Source organism: Simplicispira suum (genome assembly GCF_003008595.1).
Classification (GTDB): domain Bacteria; phylum Pseudomonadota; class Gammaproteobacteria; order Burkholderiales; family Burkholderiaceae_C; genus Simplicispira; species Simplicispira suum.
The window spans coordinates 3,650,164-3,665,597 of record NZ_CP027669.1; the positions used below are offsets into that span (position 1 = coordinate 3,650,164).

At 65.7% G+C, this 15,434-nt stretch carries 16 protein-coding genes; 6 read left to right on the forward strand and 10 right to left on the reverse strand.

Features of this window, described 5'->3' with window-relative positions; all coding sequences use genetic code 11:
- Positions 1 to 7 precede the first annotated feature (7 nt).
- The 4 genes from C6571_RS16955 to C6571_RS16970 form a co-directional block, all read right to left on the reverse strand.
- Positions 8 to 301, reverse strand: coding sequence for an addiction module antidote protein (locus tag C6571_RS16955; protein WP_106447733.1), 294 nt, complete (start codon positions 299 to 301; stop codon positions 8 to 10).
- Complete coding sequence (locus C6571_RS16960; protein ID WP_106447734.1) at positions 273 to 593, reverse strand: type II toxin-antitoxin system RelE/ParE family toxin; 321 nt, start codon at positions 591 to 593, stop codon at positions 273 to 275. Before C6571_RS16960 ends, C6571_RS16955 begins: the two co-directional genes overlap by 29 nt.
- 215 nt (positions 594 to 808) lie before the next feature.
- Positions 809 to 1,384: a peptide-methionine (S)-S-oxide reductase MsrA gene (gene msrA / locus C6571_RS16965; protein WP_106447735.1), complete on the reverse strand. Its 576-nt coding sequence runs from the start codon at positions 1,382 to 1,384 to the stop codon at positions 809 to 811.
- A gap of 31 nt (positions 1,385 to 1,415) precedes the next feature.
- Entirely contained in the window at positions 1,416 to 2,060 is a 645-nt protein-coding gene (locus tag C6571_RS16970; protein ID WP_106447736.1) for an FmdE family protein, read from the reverse strand.
- A 151-nt stretch (positions 2,061 to 2,211) separates the two neighbouring features.
- On the opposite strand from C6571_RS16970, the gene C6571_RS16975 reads away from it, so the two are divergent.
- From C6571_RS16975 to C6571_RS17000, 6 genes are read left to right on the forward strand one after another with little or no spacing between them, the layout of a single operon-like run.
- Positions 2,212 to 2,892 (forward strand): TetR/AcrR family transcriptional regulator, encoded by a 681-nt coding sequence (locus tag C6571_RS16975; RefSeq protein WP_420542602.1) that lies wholly within the window; start codon positions 2,212 to 2,214, stop codon positions 2,890 to 2,892.
- A gap of 11 nt (positions 2,893 to 2,903) precedes the next feature.
- Entirely contained in the window at positions 2,904 to 4,082 is a 1,179-nt protein-coding gene (locus tag C6571_RS16980) for an efflux RND transporter periplasmic adaptor subunit (RefSeq protein ID WP_106447738.1), read from the forward strand.
- Positions 4,083 to 4,098: 16 nt separating this feature from the next.
- On the forward strand, positions 4,099 to 7,290 hold the full coding sequence (locus C6571_RS16985; RefSeq protein WP_106448313.1) for an efflux RND transporter permease subunit: 3,192 nt from the start codon (positions 4,099 to 4,101) through the stop codon (positions 7,288 to 7,290).
- A gap of 54 nt (positions 7,291 to 7,344) precedes the next feature.
- Positions 7,345 to 8,052, forward strand: a complete 708-nt coding sequence (locus C6571_RS16990) for a protein-L-isoaspartate O-methyltransferase family protein (protein WP_106447739.1) — start codon at positions 7,345 to 7,347, stop codon at positions 8,050 to 8,052.
- A gap of 8 nt (positions 8,053 to 8,060) precedes the next feature.
- Entirely contained in the window at positions 8,061 to 8,402 is a 342-nt protein-coding gene (locus C6571_RS16995; protein ID WP_106447740.1) for a rhodanese-like domain-containing protein, read from the forward strand.
- 52 nt (positions 8,403 to 8,454) lie between these two features.
- Positions 8,455 to 9,789 (forward strand): TolC family outer membrane protein, encoded by a 1,335-nt coding sequence (locus C6571_RS17000; protein ID WP_106447741.1) that lies wholly within the window; start codon positions 8,455 to 8,457, stop codon positions 9,787 to 9,789.
- Between the two features lie 63 nt (positions 9,790 to 9,852).
- Here C6571_RS17000 and C6571_RS17005 read toward each other — a convergent pair whose 3' ends face one another.
- From C6571_RS17005 to chrA, 6 genes are all read right to left on the reverse strand, one after another.
- Positions 9,853 to 10,221 (reverse strand): carboxymuconolactone decarboxylase family protein, encoded by a 369-nt coding sequence (locus C6571_RS17005; RefSeq protein WP_245901324.1) that lies wholly within the window; start codon positions 10,219 to 10,221, stop codon positions 9,853 to 9,855.
- A gap of 12 nt (positions 10,222 to 10,233) precedes the next feature.
- The gene (locus C6571_RS17010) at positions 10,234 to 10,701 is read right to left on the reverse strand and encodes a carboxymuconolactone decarboxylase family protein (protein ID WP_106447742.1); all 468 of its coding nucleotides are present in this window, start codon (positions 10,699 to 10,701) and stop codon (positions 10,234 to 10,236) included.
- A 50-nt stretch (positions 10,702 to 10,751) separates the two neighbouring features.
- Positions 10,752 to 11,138, reverse strand: coding sequence for a DUF488 domain-containing protein (locus C6571_RS17015; RefSeq protein ID WP_106447743.1), 387 nt, complete (start codon positions 11,136 to 11,138; stop codon positions 10,752 to 10,754).
- A complete protein-coding gene (locus C6571_RS17020; protein ID WP_106447744.1) occupies positions 11,135 to 12,691 on the reverse strand; it encodes an FAD-dependent oxidoreductase in 1,557 nt (518 codons plus the stop codon). The genes C6571_RS17015 and C6571_RS17020 overlap by 4 nt, the downstream gene beginning before the upstream one ends.
- A 153-nt stretch (positions 12,692 to 12,844) precedes the next feature.
- Entirely contained in the window at positions 12,845 to 14,020 is a 1,176-nt protein-coding gene (locus tag C6571_RS17025; protein WP_106447745.1) for a trans-sulfuration enzyme family protein, read from the reverse strand.
- Positions 14,021 to 14,110: 90 nt separating this feature from the next.
- On the reverse strand, positions 14,111 to 15,346 hold the full coding sequence (chrA, locus tag C6571_RS17030) for a chromate efflux transporter (protein WP_106447746.1): 1,236 nt from the start codon (positions 15,344 to 15,346) through the stop codon (positions 14,111 to 14,113).
- Positions 15,347 to 15,434: the final 88 nt, after the last annotated feature.

The following is a 15,434-nucleotide window of genomic DNA, read 5'->3' on the forward strand; positions in this document are numbered from 1 at the left end:
CTACAGCTTATTGCCGGACCGGCGTCAGGGAGAGCTTGAACCCCATGGCGTGCAGCACCTTGAACAGAGTATCGGAGCTGGGCGCACGTTCCCCAGACAAGCTCTTGTAGAGACTTTCGCGCGACAGGCCAGTGTCACGCGCCAATTGGCTCATGCCGCGCGCCTTGGCAATATCACCCAGGGCGGCGGCCAGCAGCGCCGGGTCGCCGTCTTCCAGCACCTGGCGCAGGTACTCGGCCACATCCTCCTCGTCACCGAGGTAGTTAGCCATGTCAAAGGGCCGGGTCTTGATTTTGTTCATTCTGGAACTCCAGAGCCAAGGCCTTGGCCCGTTCAATGTCGCGCTCCTGGGTGGATTTTTCGCCACCTCCGAGCATCAGGATGAGGGTCGTTCCCTGCATCACGTAGTACATGCGCCAGCCCGGCCCAAAGGTTTCACGCATCTCCCAGACGTTGTCCCCCACACCTTTGTGGTCCCCGAGATTGCCCAGGGCTGCTTTGCGCAGCCGAACCTGCAGCCGCATGCGGGTGGTGCGATCTTTAAGGCCACCCAGCCACCGCGCGAAGGCTTCGGTTTCGATGACGCTGTACATGGATGAATTGTAGCCGCGCGGCTACAACCTGCAAGCCGAGAACCGATGCACAAGCGAGGATCCTTACGATGTTGAACGGGTGATGGCGCAAAGCGATTTGGAAGTGGCGAGAACCGCGCAACCAAAGCCGAAGAAAGCTCAAATAAGTCAGTTTTGATAGCTCCCAGCGCCCGCCCAATAAGCGATAGAGCCCAATTTCCCCCAAAAATCTCGCCTCACCCATCCTTCAAGAACTGCACAAACGTCTTGCGAAACTTCGCCACCTTCGGCCCCACGACTGCGGCACAGTATCCCTGGTTGGGGTTTCGCGCGTAGTAGTCGTCGTGGTAGGCCTCGGCGGCGCTCCAGTTGGAAAGCGGAGCGACTTCGGTGGTGATCGGCGCGTCATAAACGCCCTCCTCCGCCATTTCCTTGATCATCTGGCGGGCCAGTTCGCCCTGGGCCTCGGTGTCGTAATAGATACCGCTGCGGTACTGCGTCCCGACATCATTGCCCTGGCGATTGAGCTGCGACGGATCGTGCGTGGCGAAGAAGATTTCCAAAATCTCGCGCAAGCTGATGACCGTTTCGTCAAACTGCAGGCGCACCACTTCGGCGTGGCCGGTGTGGCCGGTGCACACCTGCTCGTACGTGGGATTTTGCGCGTGGCCGTTGGAATAGCCGCTTTGCACGGCGGTCACGCCGCGCACGCGGTCAAAAACGGCCTCGGTGCACCAAAAGCAGCCTCCGGCCAGGGTGATGGTCGACGTTCCGGCGGTGGTGGAACCGGGTTGGTTGTCTGGGTGGTCCATTGCGTCAATCTCCTTGATATGCGTTGTGGGTTCACCGGGCGGGATGCCAGTCGCTCACCCACACCAGCGCCGGGTTGTCGGCATGGTCCACCAGCATGCGTCGCACCCGTTCTTGCCAAAGCTGGCCAAAGCGCTCCAGCTCTGTGCTGTTCGCCTGCTCGGAAAATGCCTTGGCGACCAGCGGCCGCATCTCCTCGGGCCAGGGGACGATGGCGCTGTCGTGGTGCACCGTGACGGCCTTTCCCGTGTCGCGGCGGCGCATGCCCAGAACGCCGTCGACGTCGGCACCAAAAGCCAGCAGGTTCTTTCGTGCGAACAGGCCCAGGCTGCCAGCACCGGGAAATCCCGTCTCGCCAGCGGCGCCAGTCACCAGTTGCACCACCGATGAGATGACGCCCGTCACGCCACTGCCAGGCGCACCATGCATGAAGACCTCGACATCGCCGCGCACGGGCGTCTCGTCCCCATACAGTGCGCGCAGACCGTGCAGGGCCATGAGGTAGGCGCCGGCGACGGTGGGGCAGGAATGGCCTGACAAGCGCACCACGTCGGTGTAGCTGTACTGGATGAGCCCGTCTTTGGCTGCGCCCAGAAACTGGGCGAGCGGGTCGCGCAGCGTGATCACGGGCGCCCTTGCGTAAAACTCCGGAAAACCCTGGTCTCGTGCTTCGGTCATGTTGCCTTTCCATTCTGTGGATGCGGAGTGCCGTTCCCGAATCGTAAACACTTCCGCCGACCTGCCCGCAATGGGGCTATTGCCCGCAAGCGGCATGATTGACCCTCGCGGGCGGCTTTGTTATATTACTAACCAGTCAGTCAGTAAACAAATCGTGCCTACGCCCCTTCCCCTCTCCCCGCCAGTCCCCAAGCGCGAGCGCCGCAAGGAAGCACGCCCTGGCGAACTGCTGGAGGCTGCGCTCGACTTGTTTGTGGAAAAAGGCTACGCCGCCACCCGGGTGGAGGAAGTGGCGGCGCGGGCGGGTGTCTCCAAGGGCACCCTGTTTTTGTACTTCCCCAGCAAGGAAGATCTATTCAAGGCCGTGGTGCGCGAGAGCATCGTGGGGCGCTTTGCCGAATGGTCCACGCAAATGGACGAGTTCGCCGGCAGCACGGGTGAGATGTTGCGCGCCTGCTATCAGGCCTGGTGGGAACGCATTGGCAGCACGCGTGCCTCAGGCATCACCAAGCTGATGCTGTGCGAGGCGGGCAATTTCCCCGAGATCGCCCAGTTTTACCAGCGCGAAGTCATTGAACCGGCGCAGCAACTGATTCACCGGGTGCTGGCGCGCGGCATGGCCACAGGCGAGTTTCGCGCGGTCGACCCGGTGTATGCGGTGCACGCCGTGATTGCACCGCTGATGTTCCTGATGCTCACCAAGCATTCCATGGGTGCCTGCGTGCCCAATGCAGATGATTTTGATCCCCAGGCCTTTATCGACCACCAGATCGACAGCCTGCTCTACGGTCTGTGCGCGCGACCAGCGCCGGCTGTCCCAGTTTCTCTTTAGCGCTCACACCCATGAAACGTTGGATTCCCTGGATAGCCGTGGCTATCGTCGTCGCGGTGGTCGCAGCGGGCGCCTTGCGGGCGATTGCGGCGCGCAAGGCGCAGCAGCAAACTGCGAGCAGCGCGCGCGTTGAGCGCGTGGTCATGGACATCGCCCCCGGCGAAGTCATTGAACTGCACGCGCGCACGCTGACACTGGGAATTCCCATCTCGGGTGCCGTGCGCGCCGTGCAGTCGGCCACCATCAAGGCGCGGGTCGCCGGGGAGCTGCAGGGATTGACCGTGCGCGAAGGCGACCGCGTGCAGGCCGGTCAGGTGGTGGCACGCATAGACACCACCGAAACCCAGGCGCGCGTGCGCCAGGCCCAGCAGCAGGCCGATGCGGCCAGGGCGCAGGTGGCGATCAGCCAGAAACAGTTCGACAACAACCAGGCGCTGGTGGCTCAAGGTTTCATTTCAAAAACGGCGCTGGAGACCTCACAGGCCAGCCTCAACGCGGCCCAAGCAACCTACCAGGCTGCGGTGGCGGGTGCCGACGTGGCGCGCAAGTCGCTGGCCGACACGGTGCTCAGGAGCCCGATTGACGGCATGGTGGCGCAGCGCCTGGTGCAGAACGGCGAACGCGTCGGCGTGGAGGCACGCATTCTGGAAGTGGTCGACCTCTCACACCTGGAAGTCGAAGCCCTGGTGCCCGCCGCAGACGCCACCCAGGTGCGCGTGGGCCAGACTGCCACACTGGCGCTGGAAGGCACGCAGCAAAAGTTGCAGGCACGCGTGGTGCGCATCAGCCCCAGTGCGCAAGCGGGCTCGCGCGCGGTGCCGGTGTACCTCGCCATAGACAACGCGGGCGCCCTGCCCGGCCTGCGGCAAGGGGTCTTTGTGCAGGGCGCCATTGCATCGGGCACCGAGCAGGCGCTTGCCGTGCCGCTGGACGCCGTGCGCACCGACCAGGCCGAGCCCTACGTGCAAGTTGCGCAAGGTGGGCAGGTGGCGCATCGCACCGTGCAGACGGGCAAGCGCGTGGCCATCGATGGCGTGGCCTGGGTGGCAATTCAAGGAGTTCCCGAAGGCAGCAAGGTTCTGACGGCGCGCGTGGGCGCCCTGCCTGCGGGCACGGCGCTCAAGCTCCCGGCCAATGCCCCCGCCGCAGCCGCCAGCGCGCCTGCGCCCACGGCCTCGTCCACCCGCTGAACGCAGGCCCGCCGCCATGTGGTTCACCAAAGTCAGCCTTCGCAACCCCGTGTTCGCCACGATGGTGATGCTCGCCTTCGTCGTACTGGGGGTTTTTTCCTACCAACGGCTCAAGGTCGACCAGTTCCCAGATATCGATTTTCCTGTGGTGGTGGTGACGGCCGAATACCCCGGCGCCTCGCCAGAAATTGTAGAGAGCGAAGTCACCAAGAAAATTGAAGAAGCGGTCAATTCGGTGGCGGGCATCAACGCCCTGACTTCGCGCAGCTACGAAGGCAGCGCGGTGGTCATCATCGAGTTTCAGCTGCATATTGACGGACGCAAGGCGGCCGAAGACGTGCGCGAGAAGGTGGCCATCGTGCGCCCGCTGCTGCGCGACGAGGTCAAAGAACCGCGGGTACTGCGCTTTGACCCGGCCAGCCGGGCCGTCTGGTCTCTGGCCGTGCTGCCTGAGGCCGGCGCGGAACGGCCACTGTCACCGCTGGCACTGACCACCTGGGCCGACCAGATCTTGAGGAAGCGCCTGGAGAACGTGCGCGGCGTGGGCGCGGTCAATTTGGTGGGCGCAACGCGGCGCGAGATCAACATCTACCTGCAGCCCGAGGCGCTGGAGGCCTTCGGCATCACGCCTGAGCAGGTGGTGAATGCGGTGCGCAGCGAAAACCAGGACCTGCCTCTGGGCGCCATCCGCTCGCTGAACCAGGAGCGCGTGGTGCAGATCGACGCGCGCATGAAGCGGCCCGAAGATTTCGGCCGCATCATCGTCGCCCGAAAAGGATCGGGAGCCGCTGGTCAAGCCAGCGGGGGCGCACCTGTGCGCATCGAGCAGCTCGCGCGGGTCGAAGACGGTGCCGAGGAGGTCGAGAGCCTGGCGCTCTACAACGGCCAGCGCACGCTGCTGCTGTCGGTACAGAAGGCCCAGGGCGAGAACACCATCGAGGTGGTCGACGGCTTGAACGCGGCCGTGGCCGCGCTGCGTGCCGAACTTCCCCCTGGGGTGCGACTGGAGACCATTGGCGACACCGCGCGCCCCATCCGCGTGGCGGTGGAAAACGTACGCGAAACCTTGATTGAAGGCGCTGCGCTGACGGTGCTGATCGTCTTTTTGTTCCTCAACTCCTGGCGTTCGACGGTCATTACCGGCCTGACGCTGCCGATTTCCATCATCGGCACTTTTTTGTTCATGTACTGGTTTGGCTTCACCATCAACATGATCACGCTGATGGCACTCAGCCTGTGTGTGGGTCTCTTGATTGACGACGCCATCGTGGTGCGCGAGAACATCGTGCGCCACGTACAAATGGGCAAGAGCAGCTACCAGGCGGCCATGGAGGGCACGCAGGAAATCGGCCTGGCGGTGCTGGCGACGACGCTCTCTATCGTTGCGGTGTTCCTGCCGATTGGCTTCATGGGCGGCATCATCGGCAAGTTCTTTCACGAGTTCGGCATCACCATCGTCGCGGCGGTGCTGATTTCGATGTTTGTCAGCTTCACGCTCGACCCCATGCTGTCCTCCATCTGGGAAGACCCCAGCATTCACGCCCACGGCAAGCGCGTGGAAGACCGCAGCTGGTACGGCCGCACCATTGGCCGGGTGACGGGCTGGTTCGACAACGCTACCGAAAGCCTGGCGCAGGGTTACCAGAAGGTGCTGGCCTGGTCGCTGGTGCACAAGCTGAAAACCCTGGCGCTGGCCCTGGGCATTTTTGTGCTGAGCATCTTCATGGTGCCGCTTTTGGGTACCGAGTTCGTTCCCGCAGCCGATTTTTCCGAAACCACGATCAATTTCTACACGCCTGTCGGCTCCTCCCTGGAGGCCACCGAGGCCAAGGCGCGCCAGGTGGAAGCCGTGGTGCGCGAGTTTCCTGAGGTCCGCTACACGCTGGCCACGCTCAATACGGGCAGTGCGCAAGGCAAGATTTACGGTGGCATTTATGTGCGCCTGACGGACCGAAAAGACCGCGAACGCGACGTGACCGTCATGTCCGCCCTGCTGCGTGAGCGCCTGCAGCAGATTGCCGGCATCACCGTCACGCACGTCGGCTTGCTGGACCCCGTCGGCGGACAAAAGCAAATCGAGTTCTCGTTGCAAGGGCAGGATTTGCAGGAGTTGGAGCGCCTCACCCGCCAGGTTACGGCGCGGCTCAAGGACGTGCCTGGACTGGTCGATCTTGATTCCAGCCTGAAGGCAGAAAAACCGGTGATTGCGGTGGACCTGCGGCGCGACGCGGCGTCCGATCTGGGCCTCTCGGTCGGTTCGGTGGCGTCAAGCTTGCGCACCCTGATTGCCGGCCAGACGGTGGGCAACTGGCGCGCGCCCAACGACGAGACCTACGACGTGAATGTGCGCCTGGCACCCGAGGCGCGCGCCACGCCGGCGCAGATCGAGCGCCTGCCCTTTACCCTGGCGGCCGCCGATGGCGGCACGCGCACGGTTCGGCTCGGCCAGGTGGCGCAGGTGCGCGAATCCACCGGCCCCAACCAGATCAACCGGCGCGACATGACGCGCGAAGTGGCCATCAGCGCCAACGTCTACCACCGGTCCACCGGCGAAGTCTCGGCCGACATCCGCAAGGTGCTGGACGGCATCACCTTTCCGCCGGGCTACCGCTACCAGTTTGGCGGCTCCACCAAAAACATGGCCGAGGCCTTTGGCTACGCCATCTCCGCGCTGCTGCTGGCCATCGTGTTCATCTACATGATTCTGGCCAGCCAGTTCAAAAGCTTTCTGCAGCCCCTGGCACTGATGACGGCGTTGCCACTGACGCTCATTGGTGTGGTCCTGGCGCTGCTGATCTTTGGCTCGGCGCTCTCCATGTTCTCCATCATCGGCATCGTCATGCTGATGGGACTGGTCACCAAAAACGCCATCTTGCTGGTGGACTTTGCCATTCGCTCGCGCGAGGAGCATGTGGGCGAGGATGGCACGCTGCAGGCCGGTCTGCCGCGCGCCGAGGCGCTGCTGCTGGCCGCACGCGTACGGCTGCGCCCTATTCTGATGACCACGCTGGCCATGATCTTCGGCATGCTGCCACTGGCCTTTGCCATGAGCGAAGGCTCGGAGCAGCGCGCCCCCATGGGCCAGGCCGTGATCGGCGGCGTCATCACCTCGTCGTTGCTGACTCTGGTGGTGGTGCCTGTCGTGTACTGCTACATGGATGACCTGGCGGTCTGGCTGCGGCGCAAGTGGCGCGGGGCCAGCGCCTAAAATCAAGGGTTTGCCCTGAATGTCCTTTTTTGCTCTTCCCTTCGGAGACACACCATGAACTTTCCCCTGAACTCGTCTGCCGACAAATCCGACGCGCTGGAGCAGGCGCGCTACAACATGATCGAGCAGCAAATTCGCGTCTGGAACGTCTACGACGGCCAGACGCTGGATGTGCTGGGACGCGTTCGCCGCGAAGAGTTCGTGCCGCTGGCCTACCGCAGCCTCGCCTTCATGGATTTTGAGATTCCGTTGCGCGGCAACGCCGAAGAGGCCATGCGCAAGGGCGAGTGCATGCTGGCACCCAAGGTAGAGGCGCGCTTGCTGCAAGACTTGCAGCTTGGGCCCAACGACCGCGTGCTCGAAATCGGTGCTGGATCGGGCTACATGGCCGCCTTGCTGGCACAAATGGCAGATCAGGTGGTGAGCCTGGAGATCGAACCCGAACTGGCCGCCATGGCGCAAGAAAATTTGCAGCGCGCTGGTGTGCGCAATGCTTCGGTGCGCGTGGGCGATGGGTCGGGTCCGATTCCCGACGGCCCGTTTGACGCCATTTTGCTCAGCGGCTCCGTCGCATCCGTGCCGCAGGAACTGCTCGCGCTGCTGCGCGACGGCGGGCGCCTGGCCGCCATCGTCGGCGAAGACCCCATGATGCGCATGACGCTGGTGCGCCGCTTTGGCGAGCGCTTTGAGACCACCCTGCCCTGGGACACGATGGCACCGCGTCTGCGCAACTTCCCCGAGCCTTCGGGCTTTCGCTTCTAAGCGCTGCGATGGTCGATCAGGTTCGTCCCAGCGCCTTGGCGGCGTGGTTTGCGGCCGAGGGCGCAGACGCTGCGCCCCTGGTGCTCGATGTGCGCGAGCCCTGGGAGGTGGCGCTGGCCAGCATCCAGGCAGCCGGTTTTGAATTGCGTGCCATTCCCATGGCCAGTGTGCCCGCGCAACTGGCGGCACTGGACCCGGATCAGCCTGTCGCCTGCCTGTGCCACCACGGTGCGCGCAGCCAGAACGTGGCGCTGTTTTTGGAACGCAACGGCTTTGCTCACGTCGCCAATATTGCGGGCGGTATCAACGCCTGGTCGGGCGAATGCGACCCGGCGGTGCCGCGCTACTGAAGCCCATTGTTCGGTTTTCTCTTTTTCGAACCGCTCTTCTCGAAAGAACTTCATGCATCCGATCCGGCTCGTCTCCCTGTCCCTGGCTCTGGCAGCCGCGTTTGCGGCGCCCGCTCGTGCGCAAAGCCTGCTGGAGCTGGTGCAGTCGGCCAGCGAGATCGATTCGAGCTGGCAATCGGCCCGCGCCCAGCTCGACGCCGCCGAGGGCCGCGCCGGCCAGGCGCGCGCCGGCCTGCTGCCCAGCGCGGGCTTGTCGGCGGGTTGGTCGGTGGCCGATACCGAGGTGTCACGCCCGCCGGTCGGCGCGCACCCAGTCACGCAGAACCTGGCCATCAGCGCTTCGCAGCCCTTGTTTCGTCCCGCCAATGCCATTGCCAACCAGCAGGGCAAGCGAGGCGTGGACCTGGCGCGCGTACAACTCGAAGGCGCCACGCAGGATTTGCTGGTGCGCGTGAGTCAGGCCTATTTCGACGTGCTCGCCGCGCAGGACACGCTCGCTTCCGTGCAGGCGCAAAAGGCCGCTGTGGGCGAGCAACTGGCTGCCGCCAAGCGCAATTTTGAAGTCGGCACTTCGACCATCACCGATTCGCGCGAGGCGCAAGCACGCTTTGACCTGGTGCGCGCGCAGGAGATTGCCGCCGAGAACGATCTGCGCGTCAAGCGCCTGGCGCTGGAGCAGGTCACCGGCCGCCCCAACGCCGAACCTGTGCCGCTGGCCCAGCCCGCGCGCCTGCCCGAACCCACACCCGAAAGCGTCATTGCCTGGGTTCAGACCGCGCAAAGCGAGCAGCCGCAGGTGCGCGCCGCCGCCATCGCCCTTGACGTGGCCCGGCTGGAGACCCAAAAAGCCGAGACCGGCCATCTGCCCACGGTGGACCTGCAAGCCGGCTACAGCGTCGCCCACTACCCGCGTGGCACGGTGACAGCGCCTCGCGTGAATTCGCGCACCACCAACGCCAGCGTGGGTGTGGCACTCAACCTGCCGTTGTTTGCCGGCTTTGCCGTTCAGAACCGCGTGCGCGAAACCCTGGCGCTCGAAGAAAAGGCGCGGGCCGATCTGGAAACCACACGCCGCGCCATTGCCCAGAGCACCCGCGCCGCCTACTTCGGCCTGGAATCGGGCCGTGGTCAGGTCGCAGCCCTGGAAGCCGCCGAACGCTCCAGCAAGAGCGCGCTCGAAGCCAACCAGCTGGGTTACCAGGTGGGCGTGCGCATCAACATCGACGTACTCAACGCCCAGAGCCAGCTCTACCAGACCCAGCGCGACCTGGCCCAGGCGCGCTACAACGTGCTTCTGGGCACGCTCAAGCTGCGCCAGGCGGCGGGCACGCTGGACCTGGATTCCGTGCGGGCCATTGATCAACTTTTGACAAAAAAAGCCCCTTAGCGCAATACCAGCAAGCGCAGGAAGCTATATTTTTAATAGCAACCTGCCGCTTTGGTGCTCCCCTCAGGCGCTGACACCAGTTGGTGGATCAGCATGCAGCAGGGTGTCGATGGCCAGCGCCGAGTGCGCATAGGCAGCGCCGGCGCGCATCTCGGCCGACACCCAGATGGCTTCCATGATCTCGGCTTGCGTGGCGCCGGCCTTGAGCGCCCCTTGCGTGTGGCCGCGAATGCAGTATGGACACTGCGTCACATGCGCCACCGCCACGGCAATGAGCTGCTTGGTCTTGGCTGGCAAGGCCCCGTCGGCAAATACGGCGGCGCTGAAGGCCTTGAAGGCGTTGAGCGGCTCCGGCGCCAGCTCGCGGCGCTTGCGCGCGATGTCGGCGCCAGCGTGGGGTAGAGGGATTCGTCCATGGGAAGCTCCTTTCAAAACCGGGATCGGTCAGGCGGCATGGGCCTTGGGTGGCTGGTAGGTTCCGGCCTCCGAGCGAAACGGGATCGCCAGGCGGTTCCAGCCATTGATCGCAATGGTCGCCAGCGTCAGGTCCACCAGCGCCTTTTCATCGAATTGGCCGCGTACCTCGTCGTACAGCGCATCGGGAATGCCGTGCGGGCCCAGTTGCGTCACGGCTTCGGCCCAGGCCAGGGCGGCGCGCTCGCGTTCGGAATAGAAACTGGTTTCGCGCCAGGCAGGCAGCAGGTACAGGCGCTGCTCGGTCTCCCCCGCAGCGCGGGCGTCCTTGGTGTGCATGTCCAGACAGTAGGCGCAGCCGTTGATTTGCGACACGCGCGTCTTCACCAGTTCCAGCAGGCTGTGCTCCAGGCCCGACTGGCGCACGTAGTTCTCCAGCCCCAGCATGGCCTGGAAGGCGGCTGGGGCGGCTTGTTTGTAATCAAGGCGTTGCTGCATCGAATGCTCCTCAAAAAGTACAGGATTGGGTTGGGCGGCTTGCATGCCCCTCAAGGCGGCGCCGAGCGGCTGGGTGCCAGCAGCAGGGCGCGCACCACGACCGCGTTGTTGTGGGCTTCGTCATGTGCGCCATAGACCAGGGTCACGGTGCTGCAGCGCGCCCGCGCGCGCAAGGCGTCCAGGGCCTCGGCCTGGGCTTGCAGCTCGACTGCGTAGCGCTTTTGGAACTCGGCCCAGCGCGCCGGCTCGTGGCCAAACCATTGGCGCAGCGCCGTGCTGGGCGCGAGCTCCTTGGCCCATTGGTCCAGCACCAGGGCTTCCTTCTTGATACCGCGCGGCCATAGGCGGTCGATGAGAATGCGGGCACCGTCTTGCGGCGCAGGTGGCTCGTAGGCGCGCTTGATCAGCACATGGCTGGCAGGCACCGGGTGCGTCATGGCCGTGCTTTTGCAATGCCATTTGTTCCAGCCATGGCGCGCTCCATCTCGACTTCGGCACGCAGCCCGTCCAAGTCGCGGTGCACTACAGCCACCGCCTGTGCTTTGCCGGCGCGGCGGTAAGTGATGCGGCAGTCCTGCTGCGCAAGCTCGCCATCGATCAGCGCTTCGTCCCAGCCTTCGGCGTGGCCGACATAGGCCAGGGCAAAGTCGTACTGTTCGGTCCAGAAGAAGGGGACGGCGTCAAAGCGTTCGCGCTGACCCAGCAGATTGCGCGCGGCTGTCTGGCCCTGGCGGCCAGCCACCACCCAGTGCTCGACACGGATGCGCTCGCCCGTAGCCGGGTCGGGCCAGCGCGCGATATCGCCCGCTGCGTAAATGCCGGGCACGCTGGTTTGCAGGTATTCATCGACCGCCACGCCTCGGTCCATGGCCAGACCGGCTTGTTCAGCCAGCGCCAGTGCCGGGCGCACGCCAACACCCACCACCACCAGGTCGGCAGGGAGCGTTTCGCCGCTGCGCAAGGTGACTGCCTGCGCGTCGATGCTGACCGGGTCGGTGCCCAGGTGAAACACCACGCCGTTCTTTTCGTGCAGCTTCTTCAGATAGGCGCCCACCTGCGGCCCCAGCACCTTTTCCATCAGGACGTTCTCGCGCCCCACCACCTGCACCTCGACGTTGCGGGCACGCAGCGACGCCGCAACCTCCAGGCCAATGAAGCTCGCGCCAATGACAACGGCGCGTTGGGCGCCTTCTGCAGCCTTGGCCAATGCTTCGCCATCGGCCTGCGTGCGCAGCACGTGCACATGCGGCAAATGGGCACCGGGAAGATCCAGCCGAACCGGCTCGGCGCCGGTAGCGAGCAGCAGCGCGCCATAGGCGAGGTGGCTGCCATCGGCCAGTTGCAACTGGCGCTGAACGGGGTCGATGCCCACCACCTGGGTCGCCAGGCGCACGTCGATGTTCTGCTCCTGGTAGAACTCTGCCGGCCGCAGCGACAGCCACTCGGCAGGAGCGGTTCCCGCCAGGAAGTTCTTCGACAGGTTCGGTCGATCGCAGGGCAGATGCGTGTCGCTGCTGAGCAGCGTCACCGGCCCGGCGTAGCCTTCGCGGCGCAGCGTTTCAGCAGCGGCCTGCCCAGCCGTACCGCCACCCACAATGACGATGGATTCCGGCGCCCCAGCCTTCGCGGCATGGGATGTGGGGCCCGCCATGCGCTTGCCGGTGACGTAGGCCTTGCCGCCCCGCTCCTCCACCTGCCAACAACCGACGCCCCCCAGGGCCGGCGCGCGCAGCGCCTCGCCGGTGCGCAGGCTGAACGCCGCGTGGTGCCAGGGGCAGCGCACCGTGTCGCCGACCACCAGCCCTTCGGCCAGCGGGCCGCCGTAGTGCGTGCAGGTGGCGCCGACGGCAAACAGTTGGCCGCCGTGGCGCGAGAGCAGCAGCGCCTCGCCGTGGGCGTGGCCCAGCAGCATGGCGCCTTCGGCAATGCGCTCGAGCGCGATGCCCGCCGCGAAATCGTCACCCTGCCAGGGGCTTGGGGTATCGCTCATGCGTTTCTCCTCCGTCAGAAGCGGCGCCCTGATTTGCACTCTGCACCCGGTCCACAACAGATGGGAGGAAGCAGGCGCCTGGTGCTTCCATGCAAAGCTGGCGACAGCCTACGCCTGTGCGCGCAGCGCGCCAACCAGTAGGGGCTTTGGCAACTACGCGGCCAAGCTTGCCAGCGCCTGGTCGAGGTCCGCTATCAGGTCGTCCGGGTGCTCAATCCCCACGCTCAGCCGGATCATCCCCTCCCCCACCCCGGCCGCCGCGCGCGCCTCGGGCGAGACAAAGCTGTGCGTGGTGCTGGCCGGGTGGCAGGCCAGGCTGTCCACGTCGCCAAGCGATACGGCCTGAGCGAAAAGTTTGAGCGCATTGAGCACGCCGGCAGCAGCGGAGCGCTCGCCCCGTGCCAGTTCCAAGGTCACCATGCCGCCAAAGCCGCCTTCCATCTGGCGCAGCGCCAGGGCGTGCTGCGGGTGGCTGGGCAAGCCGGGGTAGTGCACGGTGCGCACGGCGGGGTGGCTGGCAAGAAACTCGGCTACGGCCTGCGCCCCTTCGCAGTGCGCCCCCATGCGCAGCGGCAGTGTCTTGATGCCGCGCAGAAACAAGAACGCCTCTTGCGCCGCCAGACTGGCGCCGATATGGCCCAGGCCCGTCTTGCGGATCTGCGCAATGTGGGCCGCCCTGCCCGCCACCAGCCCGCCCGTGGCGTCGCCGTGGCCGCCCAGGTACTTGGTCATGGAATGCACCACCAGGTCGATGCCATGCGCCAGCGGGCGCGTCAGGCACGGCGTGCAGAAGGTGTTGTCGGCCACCGTGATGGCGCCGTGGGCATGGGCCGTGGCGGCCACGGCGGCCAGGTCGTGCATTTGCAGGCTGGGGTTGGTCAGCGGCTCCACCCAGACCATGCGCGTGGCGGGGCTGAGCGCCGCCGCCAGGCCGGTGGCCGTGGCGTCGGTCACGCGCAGGCCCCAGCGCTCGCCCAGCGAGCGCAACAGGCCTTCGGTGCCGCCATACAGCGGGCCCAGAAACACCAGTTCGTCGCCGGGTTGCAACAGCGCCAGCACCGTGGCCGCGGTGGCCGCTGTGCCACTGGCAAAGGCCACGGCCGCCTCGGCGCCTTCCAGGTCGGCCATCTTGGCCTCCAGCGCGGCCACGGTGGGGTTGCCGTAGCGGCCGTAGCGGTAGCCCTCGGCCTCGCCGGCAAAAATGGCCGCGCCGCGCTCCAGGCTGCCATAGGCAAAGGCCGTGCTTTGCGTGATCGGCATGGCGATGGCGCCGCTGGCGGGATCGGGGTGTTGGCCGGCGTGGACGGCGCGGGTGCGAAGGTGGGTCATGCGAGGTCTTTCAGGAGCGGGTGGCGCCATTTTCATCAATTTTGATAGCAATATGCCTAGAACAGGTATGCGCTGGCTCTGGTTTTTTGCTTATGCCCACCTCGCCAGTGCCCACCCGGCCGCAGCCGCAAACCCCACCACCCAGACCGGCGACAACCGCGCAAGGCTGAGCAAGGCCCAAGCGGCCAGCGCCAGCGCCGCGTCGGCCCGGCTGTGGATGGCGCCGGTCCAGACCGGGTCGTACAAGGCGCTGAGCAGCAGCCCCACCACGCCCGCATTGACACCGGCGATCGCCCTGCGCATGCCCTGGCGCTGGCGCAGCACCTCCCAGAAAGGCAGCGTGCCCAGCAACAGCAGAAATCCGGGCAGGAAGATCGCGCACAGCAGCAGCAGTGCGCCTGCTGCGCCATGCATGGCGCCTGGAAGCAGCGCGCCCAGGTAGGCGGCAAAACTGAACAGCGGTCCCGGCACGGCCTGCGCTGCGCCGTAGCCGGCCAGAAAATCGCCCTGCGACACGAGCCCTGCCGGCACCACGCTTGCCTCCAGCAAGGGCAAGACCACATGCCCCCCGCCAAAGACCAGGGCGCCAGCGCGGTACACGCCGCTCATGGCCGAGAGCGCCGGTGACCCCGTGGCAGCAGCCCACAGCGGCAGCACCAGCAACAGCGCGAAAAACACCACCAGGGCAACGATGGCCAGGGACCGGGACACCGCGATCGCTGGTGCCTCTGTGCCATCGCCTTCGCCCGATGCGCGAGCGCCTGCCCCTGTGTCCTGCAGCCACCCCAGGCCCAGCAAAGCGCACAGCAGCAAGGCCACCAGTTGGGCAGCCGCCATGGGTGCGAGCATGGTGAACAAGGCGGCGAGCATGGCCAAGGCGGCGCGCGGCCGGTCCGGGCAGAGGCTGCGCGCCATGGCCCACACCGCCTGCGCCACCACGGCGACGGCCACCACCTTGAGGCCGTGTACCCAGCCCGCCGCAGCCAGGGCGGGATGGGCCGACAGGGTCTGGGCAAACAGCAGCAGCGCGGCAGCAGAGGGCAAGGTAAACCCCAGCCACGCTGCGAGAGCCCCCCAGAGCCCGGCGCGGGTCATGCCCAGCGCCATGCCGAGCTGGCTGCTGGCCGGGCCGGGCAGAAACTGGCACAGCGCCAACAGCTCGGAGTAGCGCGCGTCGCCCAGCCAGCGGCGGCGCTCCACCAGTTCGGCGCGGAAATACGCCAGGTGCGCCACTGGCCCGCCAAACGAGGTCAGCCCCAGGCGCAAAAAGGTGAAAAACACCTCCAGCAAGGCCGAGGCGCGCCCACCACCGCCAGTGTGGCTCATGGGGCCACCGCGTCGGTGGCTTGGCAGCTCTCTGCAAAAAAAGGAAAACCAGGCCCGCCTTCGGACGTCGGGGTGGGCGTCTGAAGGG